Genomic DNA, 17,276 nt, shown 5'->3' with positions numbered 1-17,276 from the left:
TCGGCCAAGCTGGCCATGGAAGGCGACAAGGGCGAACTCGGCGAAGGCGCGATCTTCAAGCTCGCCGAAGCCCTGGACACCTACATCCCTCTGCCAGAGCGCGCGGTTGACGGCGCCTTCCTGATGCCCGTGGAAGACGTGTTCTCCATCTCCGGCCGCGGCACTGTCGTGACCGGCCGTGTCGAGCGCGGTGTGATCAAGGTCGGCGAGGAAATCGAGATCGTCGGTATCAAGGATACGCAAAAGACCACCTGCACCGGCGTGGAAATGTTCCGCAAGCTGCTGGACCAGGGCCAGGCCGGCGACAACGTCGGTATCCTGCTGCGCGGCACCAAGCGTGAAGACGTCGAGCGCGGCCAGGTGCTGTGCAAGCCCGGCTCCATCAAGCCGCACACGCACTTCACCGGCGAGATCTACGTTCTGAGCAAGGACGAAGGCGGCCGCCACACGCCTTTCTTCAACAACTACCGTCCCCAGTTCTACTTCCGCACGACGGACGTGACCGGTGCGATCGAGTTGCCAGAAGGCAAGGAAATGGTCATGCCAGGCGACAACGTGTCGATCACCGTCAAGCTGATCAACCCGATCGCCATGGAAGAAGGCCTGCGCTTCGCCATCCGTGAGGGCGGCAAGACCGTCGGCGCCGGCGTCGTGGCAAAGATCATCGCGTAATTCTGAAAAAACCAAGGAATTACCATGGCCACCAAGCAAAAAATCCGCATCCGCCTGAAGGCGTTTGATTACAAGCTGATCGACCAGTCGGCAGCTGAAATCGTTGACACTGCCAAGCGCACCGGCGCGATTGTCAAGGGTCCCGTGCCCCTGCCGACCCGCATGAAGCGTTTCGACATCCTGCGTTCGCCCCACGTCAACAAGACGAGCCGCGACCAGCTGGAAATCCGCACCCACCAGCGTCTGATGGACATCGTGGACCCCACGGACAAAACCGTGGACGCCCTGATGAAGCTCGACCTGCCGGCCGGCGTGGACGTCGAAATCAAGCTGCAGTAAGCGAAAAATCGGGGTTTCGGCCACAAGCCGGGCCCCAAATCGACAGGTTTTAGCCCAGGTTTGCCATTTTTGGCAGCCTGGGCTATACTCTTGGGCTGTCTATTGCATATTGGCTTGTTGCCGGTATGGATTGGACGGTTTTATTAACTGTCTTTCACATCAAAACGTCTGCGGCCAATTGAAGTCGCAGCGGTGAAAGTTACGAAAGAACACATCATGAGTCTGAGCAACTCCCTCGGGTTGCTGGGCCGCAAAGTTGGCATGATGCGTCTGTTCACGGATGATGGGGACACAGTTCCTGTCACCGTGGTGGATGTATCCAACAACCGCGTGACCCAGGTTAAAACCGAAGCAAATGACGGCTACGATGCCCTTCAAGTGGCATTTGGCGCACGCAAAGCATCGCGCGTGACCAAGCCGGCCGCCGGCCACCTTGCGAAAGCAGGCGTTGAAGCTGGTGAAATCCTGAAAGAATTCCGCGTGACGCCTGACGTCGCAGGCAAATACGCTGCCGGCACCGTTGTGCCCGCAGCCGACGTGTTTGCCGTGGGCCAGCTGGTGGACGTGCAAGGCACCTCCATTGGTAAAGGCTACGCCGGCACCATCAAGCGCCACAACATGAGCTCGCAGCGCGCGTCGCACGGTAACAGCCGTTCGCACAACGTTCCCGGCTCCATCGGTATGGCGCAGGATCCCGGCCGTGTGTTTCCCGGTAAACGCATGACGGGCCACCTGGGCGACGTCACCGTGACCACGCAAAACCTCAACATCGTGCGCATCGACGAAGCCCGTCAGCTGCTCATGATCCGCGGCGCTGTGCCTGGTTCCAAAGGTGGTTTTGTCACGGTTCGCGCCGCGATCAAGGCCAAGCCCGCCAACGCTGCTAAAGGAGCGAACTGATGCAGGTCGAACTCCTGAATGACCAAGGTCTGGCCTCGTCCAAAGTGGACGTGCCCGATACCGTGTTTGGTCGCGAATACAACGAAAGCCTGGTTCACCAGGTGGTCGTGGCCTTCCAGGCCAACGCCCGCCAGGGCACCCGTGCCCAGAAGGACCGTGAGCAGGTTCGTCACTCGACCAAGAAGCCTTTTAAACAAAAGGGCACCGGTCGCGCACGTGCCGGTATGACGTCTTCGCCCCTGTGGCGCGGCGGCGGTCGTATCTTCCCGAACATGCCCGACGAAAACTTCACGCAGAAGATCAACAAGAAGATGTACCGTGCCGGCATGGCGTCCATCCTCTCGCAGCTGGCCCGTGAAGGCCGCCTGGCTGTGGTTGACTCCCTGACCGTGGACTCGCCCAAGACCAAGGTCCTGGCCGACAAGTTCAAGGCCATGAACCTCAACTCGGTGCTGGTCATCGCTGATGAAGTTGATGAAAACCTGTACCTGGCTTCCCGCAACCTGGTGAACATCCTCGTGGTTGAACCCCGTTACGCCGATCCGGTGTCGCTGGTCCACTACAAGAAGGTTCTGGTCACCAAGGCCGCCATGGACCAACTCAAGGAGATGTTCGCATGAGCGCCCGTAACCCATCTTCTCCAAAACTGAAATTCGACGAAGGCCGCCTGATGCAGGTCCTGGTCGCGCCCATCGTGTCCGAAAAGGCCACCATGATCGCCGACAAGACCAATGCCGTGACCTTCAAGGTGCTGCAGGATGCCACCAAGTTTGAAATCAAGGCCGCCGTGCAGTTGATGTTCAAGGTGGATGTCCAGTCGGTCGCCGTTCTCAACATCAAGGGCAAGACCAAGCGCTTTGGCAAGTCCATCGGCCGCCGCGACAACGTTCGCAAGGCTTATGTGACGCTCAAGCCCGGTCAAGAGCTCAACCTCGGCGGGGAGACTGCGTAATGGCTGTCATTAAAATGAAACCCACCTCCCCCGGCATGCGCGGGATGGTGAAGATTTCCCGGGACCACCTGCACAAGGGTGAGCCTTACGCGCCGCTGCTGGAGCCGCAATTCCAGAAGGCCGGCCGTAACAACAACGGGCACATCACGACGCGCCACAAAGGCGGCGGTCACAAGCACCACTACCGTGTGGTGGACTTCAAGCGCAACAAGGACGGCATTCCGGCCAAGGTCGAACGTATCGAGTACGACCCCAACCGCTCCGCCCACATTGCCCTGCTCTGCTACGCCGACGGCGAGCGCACCTACATCATCGCCCCTCGCGGCCTTGAAGTCGGCGCCACGCTGGTGAGCGGTTCGGAAGCGCCGATTCGCGCCGGCAACACGCTGCCCATCCGCAACATTCCCGTGGGTTCCACCATCCATTGCATCGAGATGCAAATCGGCAAGGGCGCGCAAATCGCCCGCTCCGCCGGCACCTCGGCAACGCTGCTGGCCCGCGAAGGTACCTACGCCCAGGTGCGTATGCGCTCCGGTGAAGTTCGCAAGATCCACATCGAGTGCCGCGCCACCATCGGTGAAGTCGCCAACGAAGAACACAGCCTGCGCCGCCTCGGCAAGGCCGGTGTGAAGCGCTGGATGGGTATTCGCCCGACCGTTCGCGGTGTGGTGATGAACCCGGTTGACCACCCGCACGGCGGTGGTGAAGGCAAGACCGGCGAAGGCCGCCATCCTGTCGACCCATGGGGTAACCTGACCAAGGGCTACCGCACCCGCAACAACAAGCGCACGCAAGTGATGATTGTTTCGCGTCGCAAGAAGTAAGGCTAACCCATGACACGTTCACTCAAAAAAGGTCCGTTTGTCGACCATCATTTGGTAGCAAAAGCCGACAAGGCCGTTACCAACAAGGACAAAAAGCCGATCAAGACCTGGTCGCGTCGCTCCATGATCCTGCCCGAGTTCATCGGCCTGACCATCGCCGTGCACAACGGCAAGCAGCACGTGCCTGTCTACATCACCGATCAAATGGTTGGCCACAAGCTGGGCGAGTTCGCACTCACCCGGACTTTCAAAGGTCATCCGGCTGACAAAAAAGTTGTGAGAAAGTAAGGAAAGACCATGGAAACACGTGCAACCCTCCGGGGCGTTCGTCTGTCGGTCGACAAGGGCCGTCTGGTCGCTGACCTGATCCGCGGCAAGAAAGTGGATCAAGCCCTCAACATCCTGAATTTCACGCAGAAAAAAGCTGCTGGAATCATCAAGAAGGTTGTTGAGTCCGCCATCGCCAACGCTGAACACAACGATGGTGCCGATATCGACGAACTGAAGGTGAAAACCATCTACGTCGAACAAGGCGCCACGCTCAAGCGTTTCTCCGCGCGCGCAAAAGGCCGCGGCAACAGCATCAGCAAGCCCACGTGCCATGTGTACGTGGTGGTTGGCAACTAAAGGCAGCAGGATATGGGACAAAAAATCAACCCAACCGGGTTTCGCCTTGCAGTTAGCCGCAACTGGGCCAGCCGCTGGTACGCAAGCAACCGTGACTTCGCCGGCATGCTGGCCGAAGACATCAAGGTTCGCGAGTACCTCAAGGCCAAGCTCAAGAACGCAGCGGTTTCGCGCGTTCTGATCGAGCGCCCCGCCAAGAACGCCCGCATCACGATTTTCTCGGCACGTCCGGGCGTCGTGATCGGCAAAAAAGGTGAGGACATCGAGAACCTCAAGAAAGAACTGAGCCGCCAGCTGGGCGTGCCGGTCGCCGTGAACATTGAAGAAGTTCGCAAGCCTGAAATTGATGCCAAGCTCATCGCCGACAGCATCACGCAGCAGCTTGAAAAACGCATCATGTTCCGCCGTGCGATGAAGCGCGCCATGCAAAACGCCATGCGTCTGGGTGCCCTGGGCATCAAGATCATGTCGTCCGGCCGCCTCAACGGCATTGAAATCGCTCGCTGCGAGTGGTACCGCGAAGGTCGCGTGCCCCTTCACACCCTGCGCGCCGACATCGACTACGGCACCTCCGAAGCCAAGACCACCTATGGTGTGATCGGCGTCAAGGTCTGGGTCTACAAGGGCGACACGCTGGGCCGCAATGATGCGCCCGGCGCCAAGATGGTGGAAGTGCCTGACGAAGAACGCAAGCCGCGCGGCCCCCGCCGTGATGCTCGTCCTGGTGATCGTCCAGGCAGCGACCGTCCCGCTCCCCGTGGTGCCCGCGCACCGCGCGGCGCGACCAACACCGCCCCGGCGGATGGAAGCGACAAGCCGGCTGAAGCTACCCCTGGTAGCGAAGCCCCGAAAACCACCGTTAAGCGCGTCCGCAAAGCCGCGCCAGCTGCAGCAGCTGACGGTGCCAAGACCGAGTAATCGGTCTATTAACGGAGAATCAAAATGCTGCAACCCGCTCGCAGAAAATACCGCAAAGAGCAAAAAGGCCGCAACACCGGCGTCGCAACCCGGGGTTCCTCGGTTGCGTTCGGTGACTTCGGTCTCAAATGCACCGACCGTGGTCGCCTGACTGCTCGTCAAATTGAAGCCGCGCGCCGCGCGATTTCCCGTCACGTCAAACGTGGCGGCCGTATCTGGATCCGCGTCTTCCCGGACAAGCCGATTTCCCAAAAGCCCGCTGAAGTGCGTATGGGTAACGGTAAAGGTAACCCGGAGTACTACGTGGCTGAAATCCAGCCCGGCAAGATCGTCTTTGAAATCGTCGGTGTGCCTGAAGAGCTGGCCCGCGAAGCGTTCCGCCTGGCATCCGCCAAGCTGCCGCTGCGCACCACCTTCGTCAGCCGCATGATCGGCCAGTAAGGGGAAATGACAATGACCAAATCTACTGAACTGCGCCAAAAAGACGTTGCCGGCCTGAAAGCTGAAGTCAAAGAGCTGCAAAAAGCCCACTTTGGCCTGCGCATGCAAAAAGCCACGCAACAACTGACCAACACTTCCACGCTGCGTTCCACGCGTCGCAGCATCGCTCGCGCCAAGACTATCCTGGCCGAAACCATCGTCAAGCAAGGAGCCAAAAAATGACGGAAGCTAAAAAATCCCTCAAGCGCACCTTGATCGGCAAGGTAGTGAGCGACAAGCGCGCCAAGACCGTGACGGTTCTGGTTGAGCGCCGTGTGAAGCACGAGCTCTACGGCAAGATCGTGTCCCTGTCCAGCAAGTACCACGCCCATGACGAAAAGGGCGAGTACCACACGGGCGACGTGATCGAGATCACCGAAAGCCGCCCGATCTCCAAGACCAAGAACTGGGTTGTGACCCGTCTGGTTGAAAAGGCTGTGAACGTTTAAGTCCCGGGTTGACCTGGGGCCGGCGATCGCCAGTCTAAAAAGCGGCTCACCTAGGTGGGCCGTTTTTGTTTGTGCCGGCGCCGGGTATGACCTTCAGCGCTTCATCGGTTCTTGCACAGTGAGCGCACGCTAGCCGCCGCCGCACTAAACTGCGGAGGTTGATTTTCAACCCACCCATTATTTTTAGAGGAGCACACCATGATCAAAGTAGGCGACACCCTTCCGGCCACCACGCTGATGGAATTTTCCGAAGTCGAAGGCAACGGCTGCAGCATAGGCCCCAACCCGGTCGACGTGGCCAAGGCCGCGGCCGGCAAGACCATCGCCCTGTTTGCCCTGCCCGGTGCGTTCACGCCCACCTGCTCGGCCAAACACGTGCCCGGCTATGTGGAGAAATTCGCCGAGTTCAAGGCCGCCGGCGTTGACGAGATCTGGTGCCTGAGCGTCAACGACGCTTTTGTCATGGGCGCCTGGGCGCGCGACCAGAAGACCGGCGACAAGGTGCGCATGCTGGCCGACGGCAGCGCCGACTTCGCGAAAGCCGCGGGCCTCACGCTGGACCTGACGGCGCGCGGCATGGGCCTGCGCAGCAACCGTTACTCCATGCTGGTCAAGGACGGCAAGGTCGCCAGCCTCAATGTGGAAGGCCCCGGCAAGTTTGAAGTCAGCGATGCGACCACGCTGCTGGCGCAAGCCAAGGGCTGAGAGGAGACTCTTCGCCAGGAGGCCACCGCGCGCAAGCCCGGTGGCTTTTTGTTGGGCCCTAGAGATCTACCTTGAGGTAATGCGCCCCCGCGATGGGGTTGTGATAGTAGGGCGGGATCTCGGCAAAGCCGAGCTCGGCATACAGCGCGCGCGCCGACTCCATGTCGTCCAGCGTGTCCAGCAGCACCGAGTGGTAGCCCGCCACCCGCGCCGCGTCCAGGATGGCCTCCGCGAGCTGGCGCCCCAGGCCGAAACGGCGAAAGGGCTTGCGCACATAAAGGCGCTTCATCTCGCCGGCATTGGGATAGTCGACCGAATCCAGCGCGCGCAGCGCGCAGCAGCCGGCGACTTCGCCGTCCACCAGCGCCAGCAGCAGCGCGCCTTCGGGTACATCGTATTCACCGGGCAGCTCGGCCAGTTCGGCCTCAAAGTTCTGGAAGCACAGGTCCACGCCCAGCTGCTCCGCATACTCGCGAAAGATCAGCCGCGTGGCGGCCAGCTCTTCGGGCGAGTCGGGTGTGATGAACTGGATGGAGGGACGCTGCACGGGGTCGGCGGTGAAAAGTCGACAACCAGTTTAACGTGATTTGCCGCCGTCGCCAGCCTGCCGCGGGGCCTCAGAAAGCCGGCGCCGCCAGCGTCGAAACCCAGTAGGCCACGCCGGCGCAAACCGCCAGGATCAGCACCGCGGCCACACGCGACACCGTGTCGTCGCGCGAGGGCGGCGCGGGCACTACCAGCTCCTTGTCGCCGTGCAGCATGGCGCCCACCAGGTTGTGCTTGCGGCTCAGGTAAAAAACAATGGCTGCGATGTGCAGCAGCACCAGCGCCAGCAGCACCCATTTGCCGATGTTCTTGTGGTAGTTGGTCGTCAGGCTAACCGTGGCGTTGGAGACAAAGCGCGTCAGTGGGCCGGCAAAAGCGATCTCGTCGTCACTGAGCAGCCCCGTGCCGACCTGGGCCACCAGGAAACCCAGCATGGCGAACACCGACCCGGCGCCTATCGGGCTGTGGCCGATACCGTGCTCGGGCTTGCCCTGGCCCTTGAGGTAGCTGATGACGCTTTGCGGCGCATAGATGAACGCACCAAAACGGGACCAGCGCCCGCCGACCAGGCCCCAGACGATGCGAAACAGCAACAAGGCCAGCACCGTGTAGCCGAAGCGGAAGTGCCAGACCATGGCGTTGCCGCCCACGGTGCCGGTAATGGCCAGGCCTATCACGCAGGCCACCAGTGCCCAATGGAAAACCCGCGTGGGCAGGTCCCACACACGCACCTTGTGAAGATTTTTATTGGTGTACACGCTCACTCCTCGATCATGTGGGTTGTTTTGTGCAAGGCATTGTCCGCAGCCGGCCCGCTGCAGGCTTGGTGCTTTCCCGTAGTGCATAAGTTCCTGCGGAACTTATCAGGCTTGGCTAAACTCAGCCACATGGCAGCAAGCCCAGCGCGCTGCCATGGCCCGTCACCGACCATATCCTAAAAAAACCTCACGAGGAAAACCATGAAATTTTTTGCCAGCATCGCAGCGGCCGCCACCCTGGCAGCCATGGCCGCCCCGGCCTCCGCGCAGTTCGCCAAACCCGAAGATGCCATCAAATACCGCCAGAGCGCGCTGTTTGTCATGGGCCAGCATTTCGGCCGCGTCGGCGCCATGGCCAACGGCCGTGTTCCCTTCGACGCCAAAGTCGCCGCCGAGAACGCCGAGATCGTGGCCGACATGTCCAAGCTCCCGTGGGCCGGTTTCGTACCCGGAACCGACAAGGGCGGCAACACCAAGGCCAAGCCCGAGATCTGGACCGAGCAGGCCAAGTTCAAGGAAGGCCATGAAAAACTGGTCGCTGAAACCGCCAAGCTGGCCGCCGCCGCCAAGACCGGCAACCTCGACACGCTGAAGACGGCATTTACCTCCACGGCCGGCACCTGCAAAGCCTGCCACGACGCGTATCGAAATCAGTAACACCCCTGTCGGACGCTCACTTCGTGTAGCGCCTTCCCCCCTTGCAGGGGGCTGCGCCTGCGGCCTGGCAAAGCCAGTTCCGCGGCCCATGCTCGAAAGAGCAACAAAAAAGCCGGTTCAAACGAACCGGCTTTTTTTGTTTGAAAAGCGAAACGCTTCAGGTCTCAGCCAATAGCTTCTCAATCAACTGGTGCAGCGCCGCAAAATCCGGCTCGCCCACGTACTGCTTGACGATCTCGCCGCGCTTGTTCACCAGGTAGGTGGTGGGCGTGAGCTGCACATCGCCCCAGGCCTTGGCGACCGCGCCGGTGTTGTCGATGGCCACCTTGAACGGCAGCTTGCGCGTCTCGGTGTAGTTCACGACGTAGCTGGGCGGGTCGTAGCTCATGGCCACGGCCAGGGTGTCATAGCCCTGGCTCTGGTATTTGTTGTAGGTGGAAATGACCTTGGGCATTTCGGCCACGCAGGTCACGCAGCTGGTGGCCCAGAAGTTGACCAGGGTGACCTTGCCCTTCAGGTCAGCCGTGGTTTTTTTGCTGCCGTCCAGCAGCACGAAGGTCGACTCAGGCGCGGCCTGCGCGCCGCTGCATCCGGGCAGGCTGGCGAAAGCCGCCAGCGCCAAAATACCGGCCAGCGCCATGCGGCATACTGTCCGGGTGGATGTCAATTTCATGGGAGACCTCATCATGCAACGTCGCAATTTTAACCAGGCCGGCGTCAGCGCGTTGGGCGCACTGATATTGGCCACTTACCACCAGGCCCACGCGCTGTCGCTGGGCGACCTGTCCGGCATCAGCAACGCCGACGCCAGCGCCGGCCTCAAAACCGCCCTCGAAAAAGGCGCTATCGCGGCCGTCGCCCTGCTGGGCAAGACGGATGGATTCCTCGGAAACCCAAAAGTTCGCATTCCTTTGCCTGGTTACCTTGAAGATGCGTCGAAACTGCTGAAAAACTTCGGCCAGGGCAAGCACATCGACGAACTGGTCACCTCCATCAACCGCGCCGCCGAAGCCGCCGTTCCCATGGGCAAGGACCTGCTGGTCAATGCCGTACGCAGCATGAGCGTGACCGACGCCAAGAACATCCTGACCGGCGGCGAGACCTCGGTCACCACCTTTTTCGCGGAAAAGACGCGCGCGCCGCTGGGCGTCAAATTCCTGCCCGTGGTCACCAAGGCCACCGAAAAAGTCGGGCTGGCCAACAAATACAACGAGTTCGCCGGCAAGGCCGCCGGTTTCGGCCTGGTCAAAAAAGAAGACGCCAACATCCAGCAATATGTCACCGGCAAGTCCCTGGACGGCCTCTACCTCATCATTGGCGAGGAAGAAAAGAAGATCCGCCAGGACCCCGTGGGCACCGGCAGCGCGATCCTCAAGAAGGTCTTCGGGTCAATGAAATAAAAAGTTCTAACGAACTTGAGGCGCTAGGCGTGGCGAAGGACTGAGCGCGCTGGCACTGCATCCCATCCTTCATTTGGAGGAGGCGAAGCATTTCCTTACATAGTGTTGGTAAATATGCCCACACGGGAAATGCCCTTGCGGCGCGGTTGATAAACGTGCTCTGATTGAGACTGGTTGCAGTTAACGATCAGGAGGACAGCAGCCGTGCAAATAACAAAACCGGTTTGGGCATACGTCCGTGCGAGCAGGCATTGCATGCGGCCTGGGAAGGCCGGCGCACACTTGGCCGCAGCGCGTCTTGCGGCGCTGCTTCTGGCGGCCGCCGCCCCGTGGACATCCCTCGCCGCCGCCGCGGCGCCTTTGCTCGACGAACCGATACAACCGGTTCCCCTGACGCTCAAACAGGACCCGGCCCGCGCGGACATCGGGCGCTTGCTGTTTCGAGATGCCCGCCTGTCCGGCAACGGCCGCATCTCCTGCGCCAGTTGCCACGACATCAGCAAGGGCGGCGCTGACGGGCGCGACCGCTCGGTGGGCCTGCATGGCGGCCTCACCAGCGTCAACGCCCCGACCGTGCTCAATGCCGCGCTCAACTTCAAGCAATTCTGGAACGGCCGCGCCGAGTCGCTGGAGTCGCAAGCCGACCACGTCATGCAGAACCCGGTCGAGATGGGCTCGAAATGGGAGGAGGTGGTGCAGAAGGTCTCGCAGGACCCCAAGTACAAGGCCGCGTTCGCCGCCTCCTACAAGGACGGCGTCACCAAGGCGAACATCCAGAATGCCATCGCCACTTTCGAGCGCACCCTGATCACGCCCAACTCGCGCTTTGACAAATACCTGCGCGGTGACGCCAACGCGATCACGGCCGCGGAGAAAGCCGGCTATGCGAAATTCAAGCAGTACGGCTGCGTCGCCTGCCACCAGGGCGTCAACGTCGGCGGCAATATGTTCCAGAAGTTCGGCGTCATGGGCGACTACTTCGCCAAACGCGGCAACCCGACGGAAGCCGATCTCGGCCGCTATCTTGTCACCAAGGTGGAAAGCGACAAGCACGTCTTCAAGGTTCCCAGCCTGCGCAACATCGCGCTGACTGCGCCCTACTTCCACGACGCCTCGGCAAAAACCCTGGACGAGGCCGTCGACATCATGTTCCGCTACCAGCTCGGCCGCGTTGCTTCCAAGGAAGACAAGGAGGCCATCATCCGCTTCCTCAACACACTCACCGGCGAACTGGACCCCAAACCGTGAAAAAAACGAACCGACTGGCCTGGATGCCCATGGCGGCGGTCACCGCCGTGCTGCTGTCCATCCTGGTGTTTCTGTACGCCAAAACCCAGAGCTTCGACGAGTCGCATTATTTTGAGGATATCGCCGTGCTGCGCCACCTCAAGCAGCTCGATGCGCAATGGGAACTGGACGTGCTGAAGTCCAGGATAGGCATCACCACGCACTACGACGCGCTGGCGGACAACCAGGGTGAGATGGCCCGGCTCATGGAGCAACTGCAGTCGGACACGGACGAACATCACCATGATGCGGCCGCGCAGGCGGATAAGCTCGCGGCGCTGCAACGCGCCATCCAGGACAAGGCCCAGCTGATCGAGCAGTTCAAGTCACACAACTCGGTGCTGCGCAATTCGCTGGCCTTTCTCCCCACCGCGGCTGAGGACGTCCAGCAGTCGCTCGGGACCGGCCGCGGCGCGGCGCAACCGGCGTTCCAGCTGATTTCGGCCGGCGTGAGCAGGCTGCTGCTCGCGAGCATGCTGTACAGCCAGAGCCCGACCGGCGAGAAGGGCGCCGAAATACACGACGAACTGAACCGGCTTGACGGCACGCTGCACCTCGCACCGCCGGATATGCGCGACAGGCTGGGTATTTTCCGCGCGCATGTCCAGGCCATTTTGCGCGAACAGAAAACCGTCAATGACCTTCTCGCCGGCATTTCCGCGGCGCCGACCGGAAAGCTGCTCGATGAAGCCAACGACGCCCTGACGGTCGAGCAGCAGCAGGCTGGCGCGGAGGGTGAGCGCTACGGCCGCTACCTGCTGATTTTCTCGGCGGTGCTGGTGGCGCTGCTGCTATACGCCGCGATCGACCTCCTGCGCAGCCACTCGACCATACGGCGCGTCAACGAAGAACTCCAGGCCGCCAATGAAACCCTGGAGCAGCGCGTGCAGGAACGCACCCTCGCGCTGCATGCCAGCGAAACGCAGCTGCACCAGATCACCGACTCCGTGCCGGCCCTGATTGCCTATATCGACGCCGACCAGCGCTTCCAGTTCCACAACCTGGCCTATGAAGAACGCTTTGGCTTGAAGCGCGAGCAGATCCACGGCAAGACCATGCGCCAGCTGATGGGCCACGAGCTCTACGAGAAAGAGCGCGCCAAGATCCAGGAGGCCCTGGCGGGCTACGCGGCGGAGTACGACCGTACCCAGGAAAGCGTCGACGGCCAGATGCACGACTACGTCATGCAGTACTTTCCGCGCTATGGCGAGGGTGAGGATGAGGGCAAGGTGCTGGGCTTTTACTCGCTGGGCACCGACGTGACCGCGCTCAAGCGCGTGGACCGCATGAAGAGCGAGTTCGTCTCCACCGTCAGCCATGAGCTGCGCACGCCGCTGACCTCCATACGCGGCTCGCTGGGCCTGATCGTCGGCGGCGTCGCCGGGGACCTGCCGCCCATGGCCAAGAACCTGGTCGGCATCGCCACCAGCAACTGCGAGCGGCTCATCCGGCTGATCAACGACATCCTCGACAGCGAAAAAATCGAATCCGGCAAGATGCGCTTTGACATGCAGGTCATAGAGCTGGCGCCGCTGCTGGCCCAGGTCCTGGTGGCCAATGAAGGCTTTGCGGACCAGCACAAGGTCAAGCTGGCGCTGGATGTCCAGGCCGAAGGGGTCATGGTCAGCGTCGACAGCGACCGGCTGACCCAGGCCGCCACCAACCTGATCTCCAACGCCGTGAAGTTTTCACCGGCGGATTCCTTTGTCTACATCAGGCTGCTGTGCAGCAACAGGCGGGTCCGGGTCGAGGTCGCCGACAGCGGCCCCGGCATCCCCGAGGAATTCCGCAAGCGCATCTTCCAGAAGTTCTCGCAGGCCGACACCTCCGACACCCGGCAAAAAGGCGGCACCGGCCTGGGTCTGAACATCTCGCGCGCCATCGTGGAGCGCATGGGCGGCAGCGTGGGCTTCACCTCGCAGACCGGCGTGGGAACGGTGTTTTATTTCGAACTGCCCGAAGCACTGGCACTGCCGGTGGAAGAAGCCAGCGTCGATGAAAGCAAAACCCAGGCTGGCGCACCGCCCAGGCCCTTGATCCTGGTCTGCGAGGACGACCCCGACATCGCCCACCTGATCAAGCTGATGCTCGACAAGGGCGGGTTCGATTCGGACATGGTCTACCGCGCCGCGCAGGCCATGGAGCAGGTGGTCAAACGGCCCTACGCCGCCATGACGGTCGACCTGGGCTTGCCGGACCTGGACGGCATCAGCCTGATCCGCAAGCTGCGCCTGGAAGAGCGCACGCGCGAGCTGCCCATCGTCGTGGTGTCGGCCAACGCCGAAGCCGGCGAGCTCGAATTCAACAACCAGCCGCTGGCGGTGTCGACCTGGCTGGAAAAGCCCATCGACGAAAACAAGCTGATCCTCAGCCTGCAACGTGCCATCGCCAACATGGCCGAAGGCCGGCCGCGCATCCTGCATGTCGAGGACGACCTGGACATCCAGCGCATCGCCGCCGCCATCGCCCAGGACTTCGCCACCTTTGAATTCGCCGCCAGCCTGCGCGAGGCGCGCGAACAGCTGGGTAAACACCACTACGACCTGGTGCTGCTGGACCTCACCCTCAAAGACGGCTCGGGCTGGGAATTGCTGGACACCATAGAGGACCTGAACCCGGCGCCACCGGTGGTCGTGTTCTCCGCGAGCGACGCGGTGGCCCTGGACAGCGACCGCGTGGAGGCCGTGCTGGTGAAAGCCCACACCTCCAACGACCAGCTGCTGCGCACCCTGCAGCGCGTGCTGGACGAAAGCCTGTGGGGGACGGTGCACCCGCCATTGAGTATCTAGCTCACCCCCGTCGGACGCTCACTTCGTGTAGCGCCTTCCCCCCTTCCAGGGGGCGGCGCCTGGGGCCGGCGAAGCCGGACCCTCGGCCCCCACTGGCGGACTGTGCCCATTGAATACACCCTGAATCTTCAACCCAGCAGGGGCCGCGGGACTGGCTTTGCCAGACCGCAGGCGCCGCCCCCTTGAGGGGGGAACAGGCTACACGCAGTGAGCCTGGACGGGGGTGTTACTTCTTCTGGGTGGAGCGGTAGACCTGCATCACTGTCGCGAAGTCGCGGTCGAAATTGATGGGCAGGAAGGTGTCGTTGCCGGGCAGCTGCTTCTTCAGCGTGGGCGAGAAGCTGTAGTTGAAGGAGCACTTCTTGACCCTGGCCTGCAGCTCGGGCGATACGTCCTTGCTCATGATCCAGCTTTCCGTCATGAAGGGTGGGCTCTCCCAGATCGTGCGTATGCTCGATCCCTTGACGTCGCCCTTGACGATCATGCGCTGGTACAGGTCGCTGGCCACGGCCGCGGCCGGAAAGAAGCCGTGCATCACGCCCGTCACCGAGCGCTCATGCCCGTTGGAGAACACCACCTCGTAGTCCTTGTCCGGCGTCAGGCCCAGGGCCGGGAACAGCGCGCGCGGCGCCAGGTTGCCCGAGTTGGAGGTCGGTGTGGTGTGGGCAATCTTTTTGCCGATCAGGTCCTTGGGTTCCCTGTAGGGACTGTCGACGCGCGTGATCAAGATCAGCTTGTAGGAATTGCGCAGGCCGGTGGCCTTGTTGCCCGGCACCGCGAAGGGCGGCGCCTGCCCGGCCGTCACCATTTGCGCGGCCAGTCCCGGGTTCACCTGTCCCAGCTGGGCCTTGCCGGTTGAAAGACTTTCGATCAGCTCCTTCTCGCCCAGGATGTCGACGTTGCTGGTGCGCTCAAGCGAATCGCCCTGGGCATTTTGCAGCTCCACATTGGCGCAGCGCGACAGGTGGCTGAAGTAGTCGCCCCACAAGGCCATGGTCTCGGTCTTGCCATAAGTCTTGGGCATGGCCACCACCATTTTTTCGCGCGGGCCGGTGAATTTTTCAACTGCCGGCGCGGCCGTGGCCCTGGTTTTTTTCGAGGGTGGGGTTTCGGTTTGTGCCAAGGCAGAAACCAGAGCCAGCGCCGCGCCCGACAGCACCGTCACATTACGCAATAAAACCATCATCTTGATCGCCCCTCGTCATTGGTGAACCGCGCATCCCACGGCAAGCACGGCCGCAGGGCCGTGTACCCAGTGTGCGGCCAAACCAACTTTTACTTACAAACGGGCGGACGCTAAAGCGACAAGCAGCGGGAATACCCCGGGGTGATTCGTGGTTTTTTTGCCGAAAAAGAGGGCGCCAAGGTAGCGCGCCAAACGCCTTTTCTGGTACTGCGGCGTTACAAATTGCGCGCGGCGCTTATGGCGCTAGCCACATTGGTCCTCAGGGGCAAGCACCGAAGCGCCACCACGTTTGATCTGCCGCAAGGTTTGCGCTGATTGCGTTTGCGGGATAGGGCGCGCTTGCGCCAGATCAAGCCGCCCGATGGGCCGCACGGCTTCAATGAATGGCGGGAATGTTCCCGCTTCTTCTGCTTACCCATGAAAAAACAGACCATCGTCGCCTCTGCCCTCTGCGCCCTTTTGTCGGGCGCAGCCTTTGCCCAACCCGTTGAAAGCCCCTGGCTGGTCCGCGCCCGTGCGGTCCACCTGGACAGCGCCAACGGAGACAGCACCGGACTCGGGCTGGCCATCAACAACAAGTGGATACCCGAGTTCGACATCAGCTACTTCGTCACACCCAAGGTCGCGGTCGAGCTGGTGCTGACGGTTCCGCAAAAACACACGCTGTCGGCCGCCGGCACCGCCATCGGCAGCTTCAAGCACCTGCCGCCCACGCTGACGGCGCAATACCATTTCGACGCCCTGGGTTCGGGCGCCTTCAAGCCCTATGTCGGCGCGGGCATCAACTACACCCGCTTCAGCGCGGTCAACCTGCCGGCCGGTGTGGACATCAAGCGCAGCAGCTGGGGCCCGGCATTGCAGGTCGGCATGGACATTCCCCTGGGCAAGCAACTGTCCCTGAACCTTGACCTGAAGAAGGTCTACATCCGCACCGACGTCTCCGCGGCCGGCGCCAAGATCGGTACCTTCAAGGCCGACCCGATGTTGTTCGGCGTGGGGCTTGGCTGGCGGTTTTAAGCCGGCTGGTACTAGGCGCTCGCGGCGCGAGACGCATCGATCTTGCCGAGCAGCCACTGCAGTCCGGCCAGGTGCTGCTGGTCGTGGCTGCACAGGTAGTGCACCAGGCTGCGCAGGGTCAGCGCGCCGTAGCCTTCGAACTCCGCCGTGCGCTCCAGCGCCTCTGGCGTGAGGCTCGCGAGAAGCTCCATGGTCTTGGCGCGCGCCGCGCGAAAAGCCGCCAGGGCTTCCCGCGCATCGGCTGTCGCGTAGCCGCGCTCCCGCTCCAGCTCGTAGCCGTCCAGCGAGACCAGTACCGGCTTGTCCTCGGCGAGCGTGCGCTGGATGCGCACATGGTAGCCATCGATTTCGATGTCCCGCACATGGCAGACCTGGCCCAGTGCCGAGAAGGTCTCGCTCGGGATGCCGTCCCAGGACGAAGGTGTCCAGTTCCGGTAGCTCTCGGGAACGGCCGCGTAAAACAGCTCCAGCTGCCGCGGGAAATCCGCCATGGCCTGCAGGGTCGCGGGGTTCAGGGGCAGAGCCTTGCTCATGCTTTGCCTGTCTGAACGGAAGGCCAGAGCAGCGCCTGTGCCACGATCACACGCTCACCGTTAAAAGTCGCCGCCGGCGAGCCATAAAGCGTGTAACCCAAAGCCAGGGCTTCGCTCACGCGATGGCAAAAACTTGCGTCATCCGGGCCGGTGAGCAGTCGATAAATGGGAAGGCCGTCGGGCGGCATGTTCGTGGCTGATGTCATGGCGGCATGGGGCTGGTGAACGGAGGGCGAT

Annotated in this window: 25 protein-coding genes; 19 read left to right on the top strand and 6 right to left on the bottom strand. The window is 61.8% G+C overall.

The window, feature by feature from the left end:
* The 13 genes from ACEN8I_RS12120 to ACEN8I_RS12060 all read left to right on the top strand — a co-directional run.
* Positions 1-672, top strand: a 672-nt coding sequence (locus tag ACEN8I_RS12120; protein ID WP_413328702.1) for an EF-Tu/IF-2/RF-3 family GTPase, incomplete at its 5' end; no start/stop codon positions are given.
* Between the two features lie 24 nt (positions 673-696).
* The gene (rpsJ, locus tag ACEN8I_RS12115) at positions 697-1,011 is read left to right on the top strand and encodes a 30S ribosomal protein S10 (protein WP_007838118.1); all 315 of its coding nucleotides are present in this window, start codon (positions 697-699) and stop codon (positions 1,009-1,011) included.
* Positions 1,012-1,227: 216 nt separating this feature from the next.
* Positions 1,228-1,911: a 50S ribosomal protein L3 gene (gene rplC / locus ACEN8I_RS12110; RefSeq protein WP_007866493.1), complete on the top strand. Its 684-nt coding sequence runs from the start codon at positions 1,228-1,230 to the stop codon at positions 1,909-1,911.
* Positions 1,911-2,531 (top strand): 50S ribosomal protein L4, encoded by a 621-nt coding sequence (gene rplD / locus ACEN8I_RS12105; protein ID WP_007866495.1) that lies wholly within the window; start codon positions 1,911-1,913, stop codon positions 2,529-2,531. The genes rplC and rplD overlap by 1 nt, the downstream gene beginning before the upstream one ends.
* Positions 2,528-2,863, top strand: a complete 336-nt coding sequence (gene rplW / locus ACEN8I_RS12100; RefSeq protein WP_007866498.1) for a 50S ribosomal protein L23 — start codon at positions 2,528-2,530, stop codon at positions 2,861-2,863. Before rplD ends, rplW begins: the two co-directional genes overlap by 4 nt.
* The gene (gene rplB, locus ACEN8I_RS12095) at positions 2,863-3,687 is read left to right on the top strand and encodes a 50S ribosomal protein L2 (protein WP_074578631.1); all 825 of its coding nucleotides are present in this window, start codon (positions 2,863-2,865) and stop codon (positions 3,685-3,687) included. The genes rplW and rplB overlap by 1 nt, the downstream gene beginning before the upstream one ends.
* Before the next feature lie 9 nt (positions 3,688-3,696).
* A complete protein-coding gene (rpsS, locus tag ACEN8I_RS12090) occupies positions 3,697-3,975 on the top strand; it encodes a 30S ribosomal protein S19 (protein WP_007866503.1) in 279 nt (92 codons plus the stop codon).
* Between the two features lie 9 nt (positions 3,976-3,984).
* Complete coding sequence (rplV, locus tag ACEN8I_RS12085) at positions 3,985-4,314, top strand: 50S ribosomal protein L22 (protein ID WP_007866508.1); 330 nt, start codon at positions 3,985-3,987, stop codon at positions 4,312-4,314.
* Positions 4,315-4,326: 12 nt separating this feature from the next.
* The gene (gene rpsC, locus ACEN8I_RS12080) at positions 4,327-5,232 is read left to right on the top strand and encodes a 30S ribosomal protein S3 (RefSeq protein WP_007866518.1); all 906 of its coding nucleotides are present in this window, start codon (positions 4,327-4,329) and stop codon (positions 5,230-5,232) included.
* A gap of 24 nt (positions 5,233-5,256) precedes the next feature.
* Positions 5,257-5,673 carry a 50S ribosomal protein L16 gene (rplP, locus tag ACEN8I_RS12075; protein WP_007866520.1) on the top strand — a complete coding sequence of 139 codons (417 nt, stop codon included), beginning with the start codon at positions 5,257-5,259 and terminating at the stop codon, positions 5,671-5,673.
* A gap of 12 nt (positions 5,674-5,685) precedes the next feature.
* Positions 5,686-5,895 (top strand): 50S ribosomal protein L29, encoded by a 210-nt coding sequence (gene rpmC, locus ACEN8I_RS12070; protein ID WP_007866523.1) that lies wholly within the window; start codon positions 5,686-5,688, stop codon positions 5,893-5,895.
* Positions 5,892-6,161, top strand: coding sequence for a 30S ribosomal protein S17 (gene rpsQ, locus ACEN8I_RS12065; RefSeq protein WP_413328699.1), 270 nt, complete (start codon positions 5,892-5,894; stop codon positions 6,159-6,161). The genes rpmC and rpsQ overlap by 4 nt, the downstream gene beginning before the upstream one ends.
* Positions 6,162-6,359: 198 nt before the next feature.
* On the top strand, positions 6,360-6,866 hold the full coding sequence (locus ACEN8I_RS12060) for a peroxiredoxin (protein WP_413328697.1): 507 nt from the start codon (positions 6,360-6,362) through the stop codon (positions 6,864-6,866).
* Between the two features lie 58 nt (positions 6,867-6,924).
* Here ACEN8I_RS12060 and ACEN8I_RS12055 read toward each other — a convergent pair whose 3' ends face one another.
* Together ACEN8I_RS12055 and ACEN8I_RS12050 are read right to left on the bottom strand one after the other, a co-directional pair.
* Positions 6,925-7,413 (bottom strand): GNAT family N-acetyltransferase, encoded by a 489-nt coding sequence (locus tag ACEN8I_RS12055; protein WP_413328696.1) that lies wholly within the window; start codon positions 7,411-7,413, stop codon positions 6,925-6,927.
* 70 nt (positions 7,414-7,483) lie between these two features.
* Positions 7,484-8,170, bottom strand: coding sequence for a cytochrome b/b6 domain-containing protein (locus ACEN8I_RS12050; protein WP_413328694.1), 687 nt, complete (start codon positions 8,168-8,170; stop codon positions 7,484-7,486).
* A gap of 201 nt (positions 8,171-8,371) precedes the next feature.
* Between ACEN8I_RS12050 and ACEN8I_RS12045 the strand changes: the two genes are divergently transcribed.
* The gene (locus tag ACEN8I_RS12045; protein ID WP_413328693.1) at positions 8,372-8,827 is read left to right on the top strand and encodes a c-type cytochrome; all 456 of its coding nucleotides are present in this window, start codon (positions 8,372-8,374) and stop codon (positions 8,825-8,827) included.
* 157 nt (positions 8,828-8,984) lie between these two features.
* Here ACEN8I_RS12045 and ACEN8I_RS12040 read toward each other — a convergent pair whose 3' ends face one another.
* Positions 8,985-9,500, bottom strand: coding sequence for a TlpA disulfide reductase family protein (locus ACEN8I_RS12040; protein WP_413328692.1), 516 nt, complete (start codon positions 9,498-9,500; stop codon positions 8,985-8,987).
* Positions 9,501-9,513: 13 nt separating this feature from the next.
* Between ACEN8I_RS12040 and ACEN8I_RS12035 the strand changes: the two genes are divergently transcribed.
* The 3 genes from ACEN8I_RS12035 (at position 9,514) to ACEN8I_RS12025 (ending at position 14,303) form a co-directional block, all read left to right on the top strand.
* The gene (locus tag ACEN8I_RS12035) at positions 9,514-10,227 is read left to right on the top strand and encodes a DUF4197 domain-containing protein (RefSeq protein ID WP_413328691.1); all 714 of its coding nucleotides are present in this window, start codon (positions 9,514-9,516) and stop codon (positions 10,225-10,227) included.
* A gap of 282 nt (positions 10,228-10,509) precedes the next feature.
* A complete protein-coding gene (locus ACEN8I_RS12030; RefSeq protein ID WP_413328689.1) occupies positions 10,510-11,475 on the top strand; it encodes a cytochrome-c peroxidase in 966 nt (321 codons plus the stop codon).
* Entirely contained in the window at positions 11,472-14,303 is a 2,832-nt protein-coding gene (locus ACEN8I_RS12025; protein WP_413328687.1) for a DAHL domain-containing protein, read from the top strand. Before ACEN8I_RS12030 ends, ACEN8I_RS12025 begins: the two co-directional genes overlap by 4 nt.
* 226 nt (positions 14,304-14,529) lie before the next feature.
* Here the strand turns inward: ACEN8I_RS12025 and phnD are convergent, their stop codons facing one another.
* The gene (phnD, locus tag ACEN8I_RS12020; RefSeq protein ID WP_413328686.1) at positions 14,530-15,327 is read right to left on the bottom strand and encodes a phosphate/phosphite/phosphonate ABC transporter substrate-binding protein; all 798 of its coding nucleotides are present in this window, start codon (positions 15,325-15,327) and stop codon (positions 14,530-14,532) included.
* Between phnD and ACEN8I_RS12015 the strand changes: the two genes are divergently transcribed.
* Positions 15,326-15,514 (top strand): hypothetical protein, encoded by a 189-nt coding sequence (locus ACEN8I_RS12015; protein ID WP_413328684.1) that lies wholly within the window; start codon positions 15,326-15,328, stop codon positions 15,512-15,514. The genes phnD and ACEN8I_RS12015 overlap by 2 nt on opposite strands.
* A 392-nt stretch (positions 15,515-15,906) precedes the next feature.
* Positions 15,907-16,506 (top strand): OmpW/AlkL family protein, encoded by a 600-nt coding sequence (locus ACEN8I_RS12010; protein WP_413328683.1) that lies wholly within the window; start codon positions 15,907-15,909, stop codon positions 16,504-16,506.
* Between the two features lie 11 nt (positions 16,507-16,517).
* On the opposite strand, the gene ACEN8I_RS12005 is transcribed toward ACEN8I_RS12010, so the two are convergent.
* The gene (locus ACEN8I_RS12005) at positions 16,518-17,021 is read right to left on the bottom strand and encodes a DinB family protein (RefSeq protein WP_413328709.1); all 504 of its coding nucleotides are present in this window, start codon (positions 17,019-17,021) and stop codon (positions 16,518-16,520) included.
* 14 nt (positions 17,022-17,035) lie between these two features.
* Positions 17,036-17,245, bottom strand: coding sequence for a DUF1737 domain-containing protein (locus tag ACEN8I_RS12000; protein WP_413328680.1), 210 nt, complete (start codon positions 17,243-17,245; stop codon positions 17,036-17,038).
* Positions 17,246-17,276: the final 31 nt, after the last annotated feature.

This window comes from Polaromonas sp. CT11-55 (genome assembly GCF_047303325.1).
Lineage (GTDB): Bacteria > Pseudomonadota > Gammaproteobacteria > Burkholderiales > Burkholderiaceae_C > Polaromonas.
This window is presented reverse-complemented; position numbering and strand designations above follow the sequence as displayed.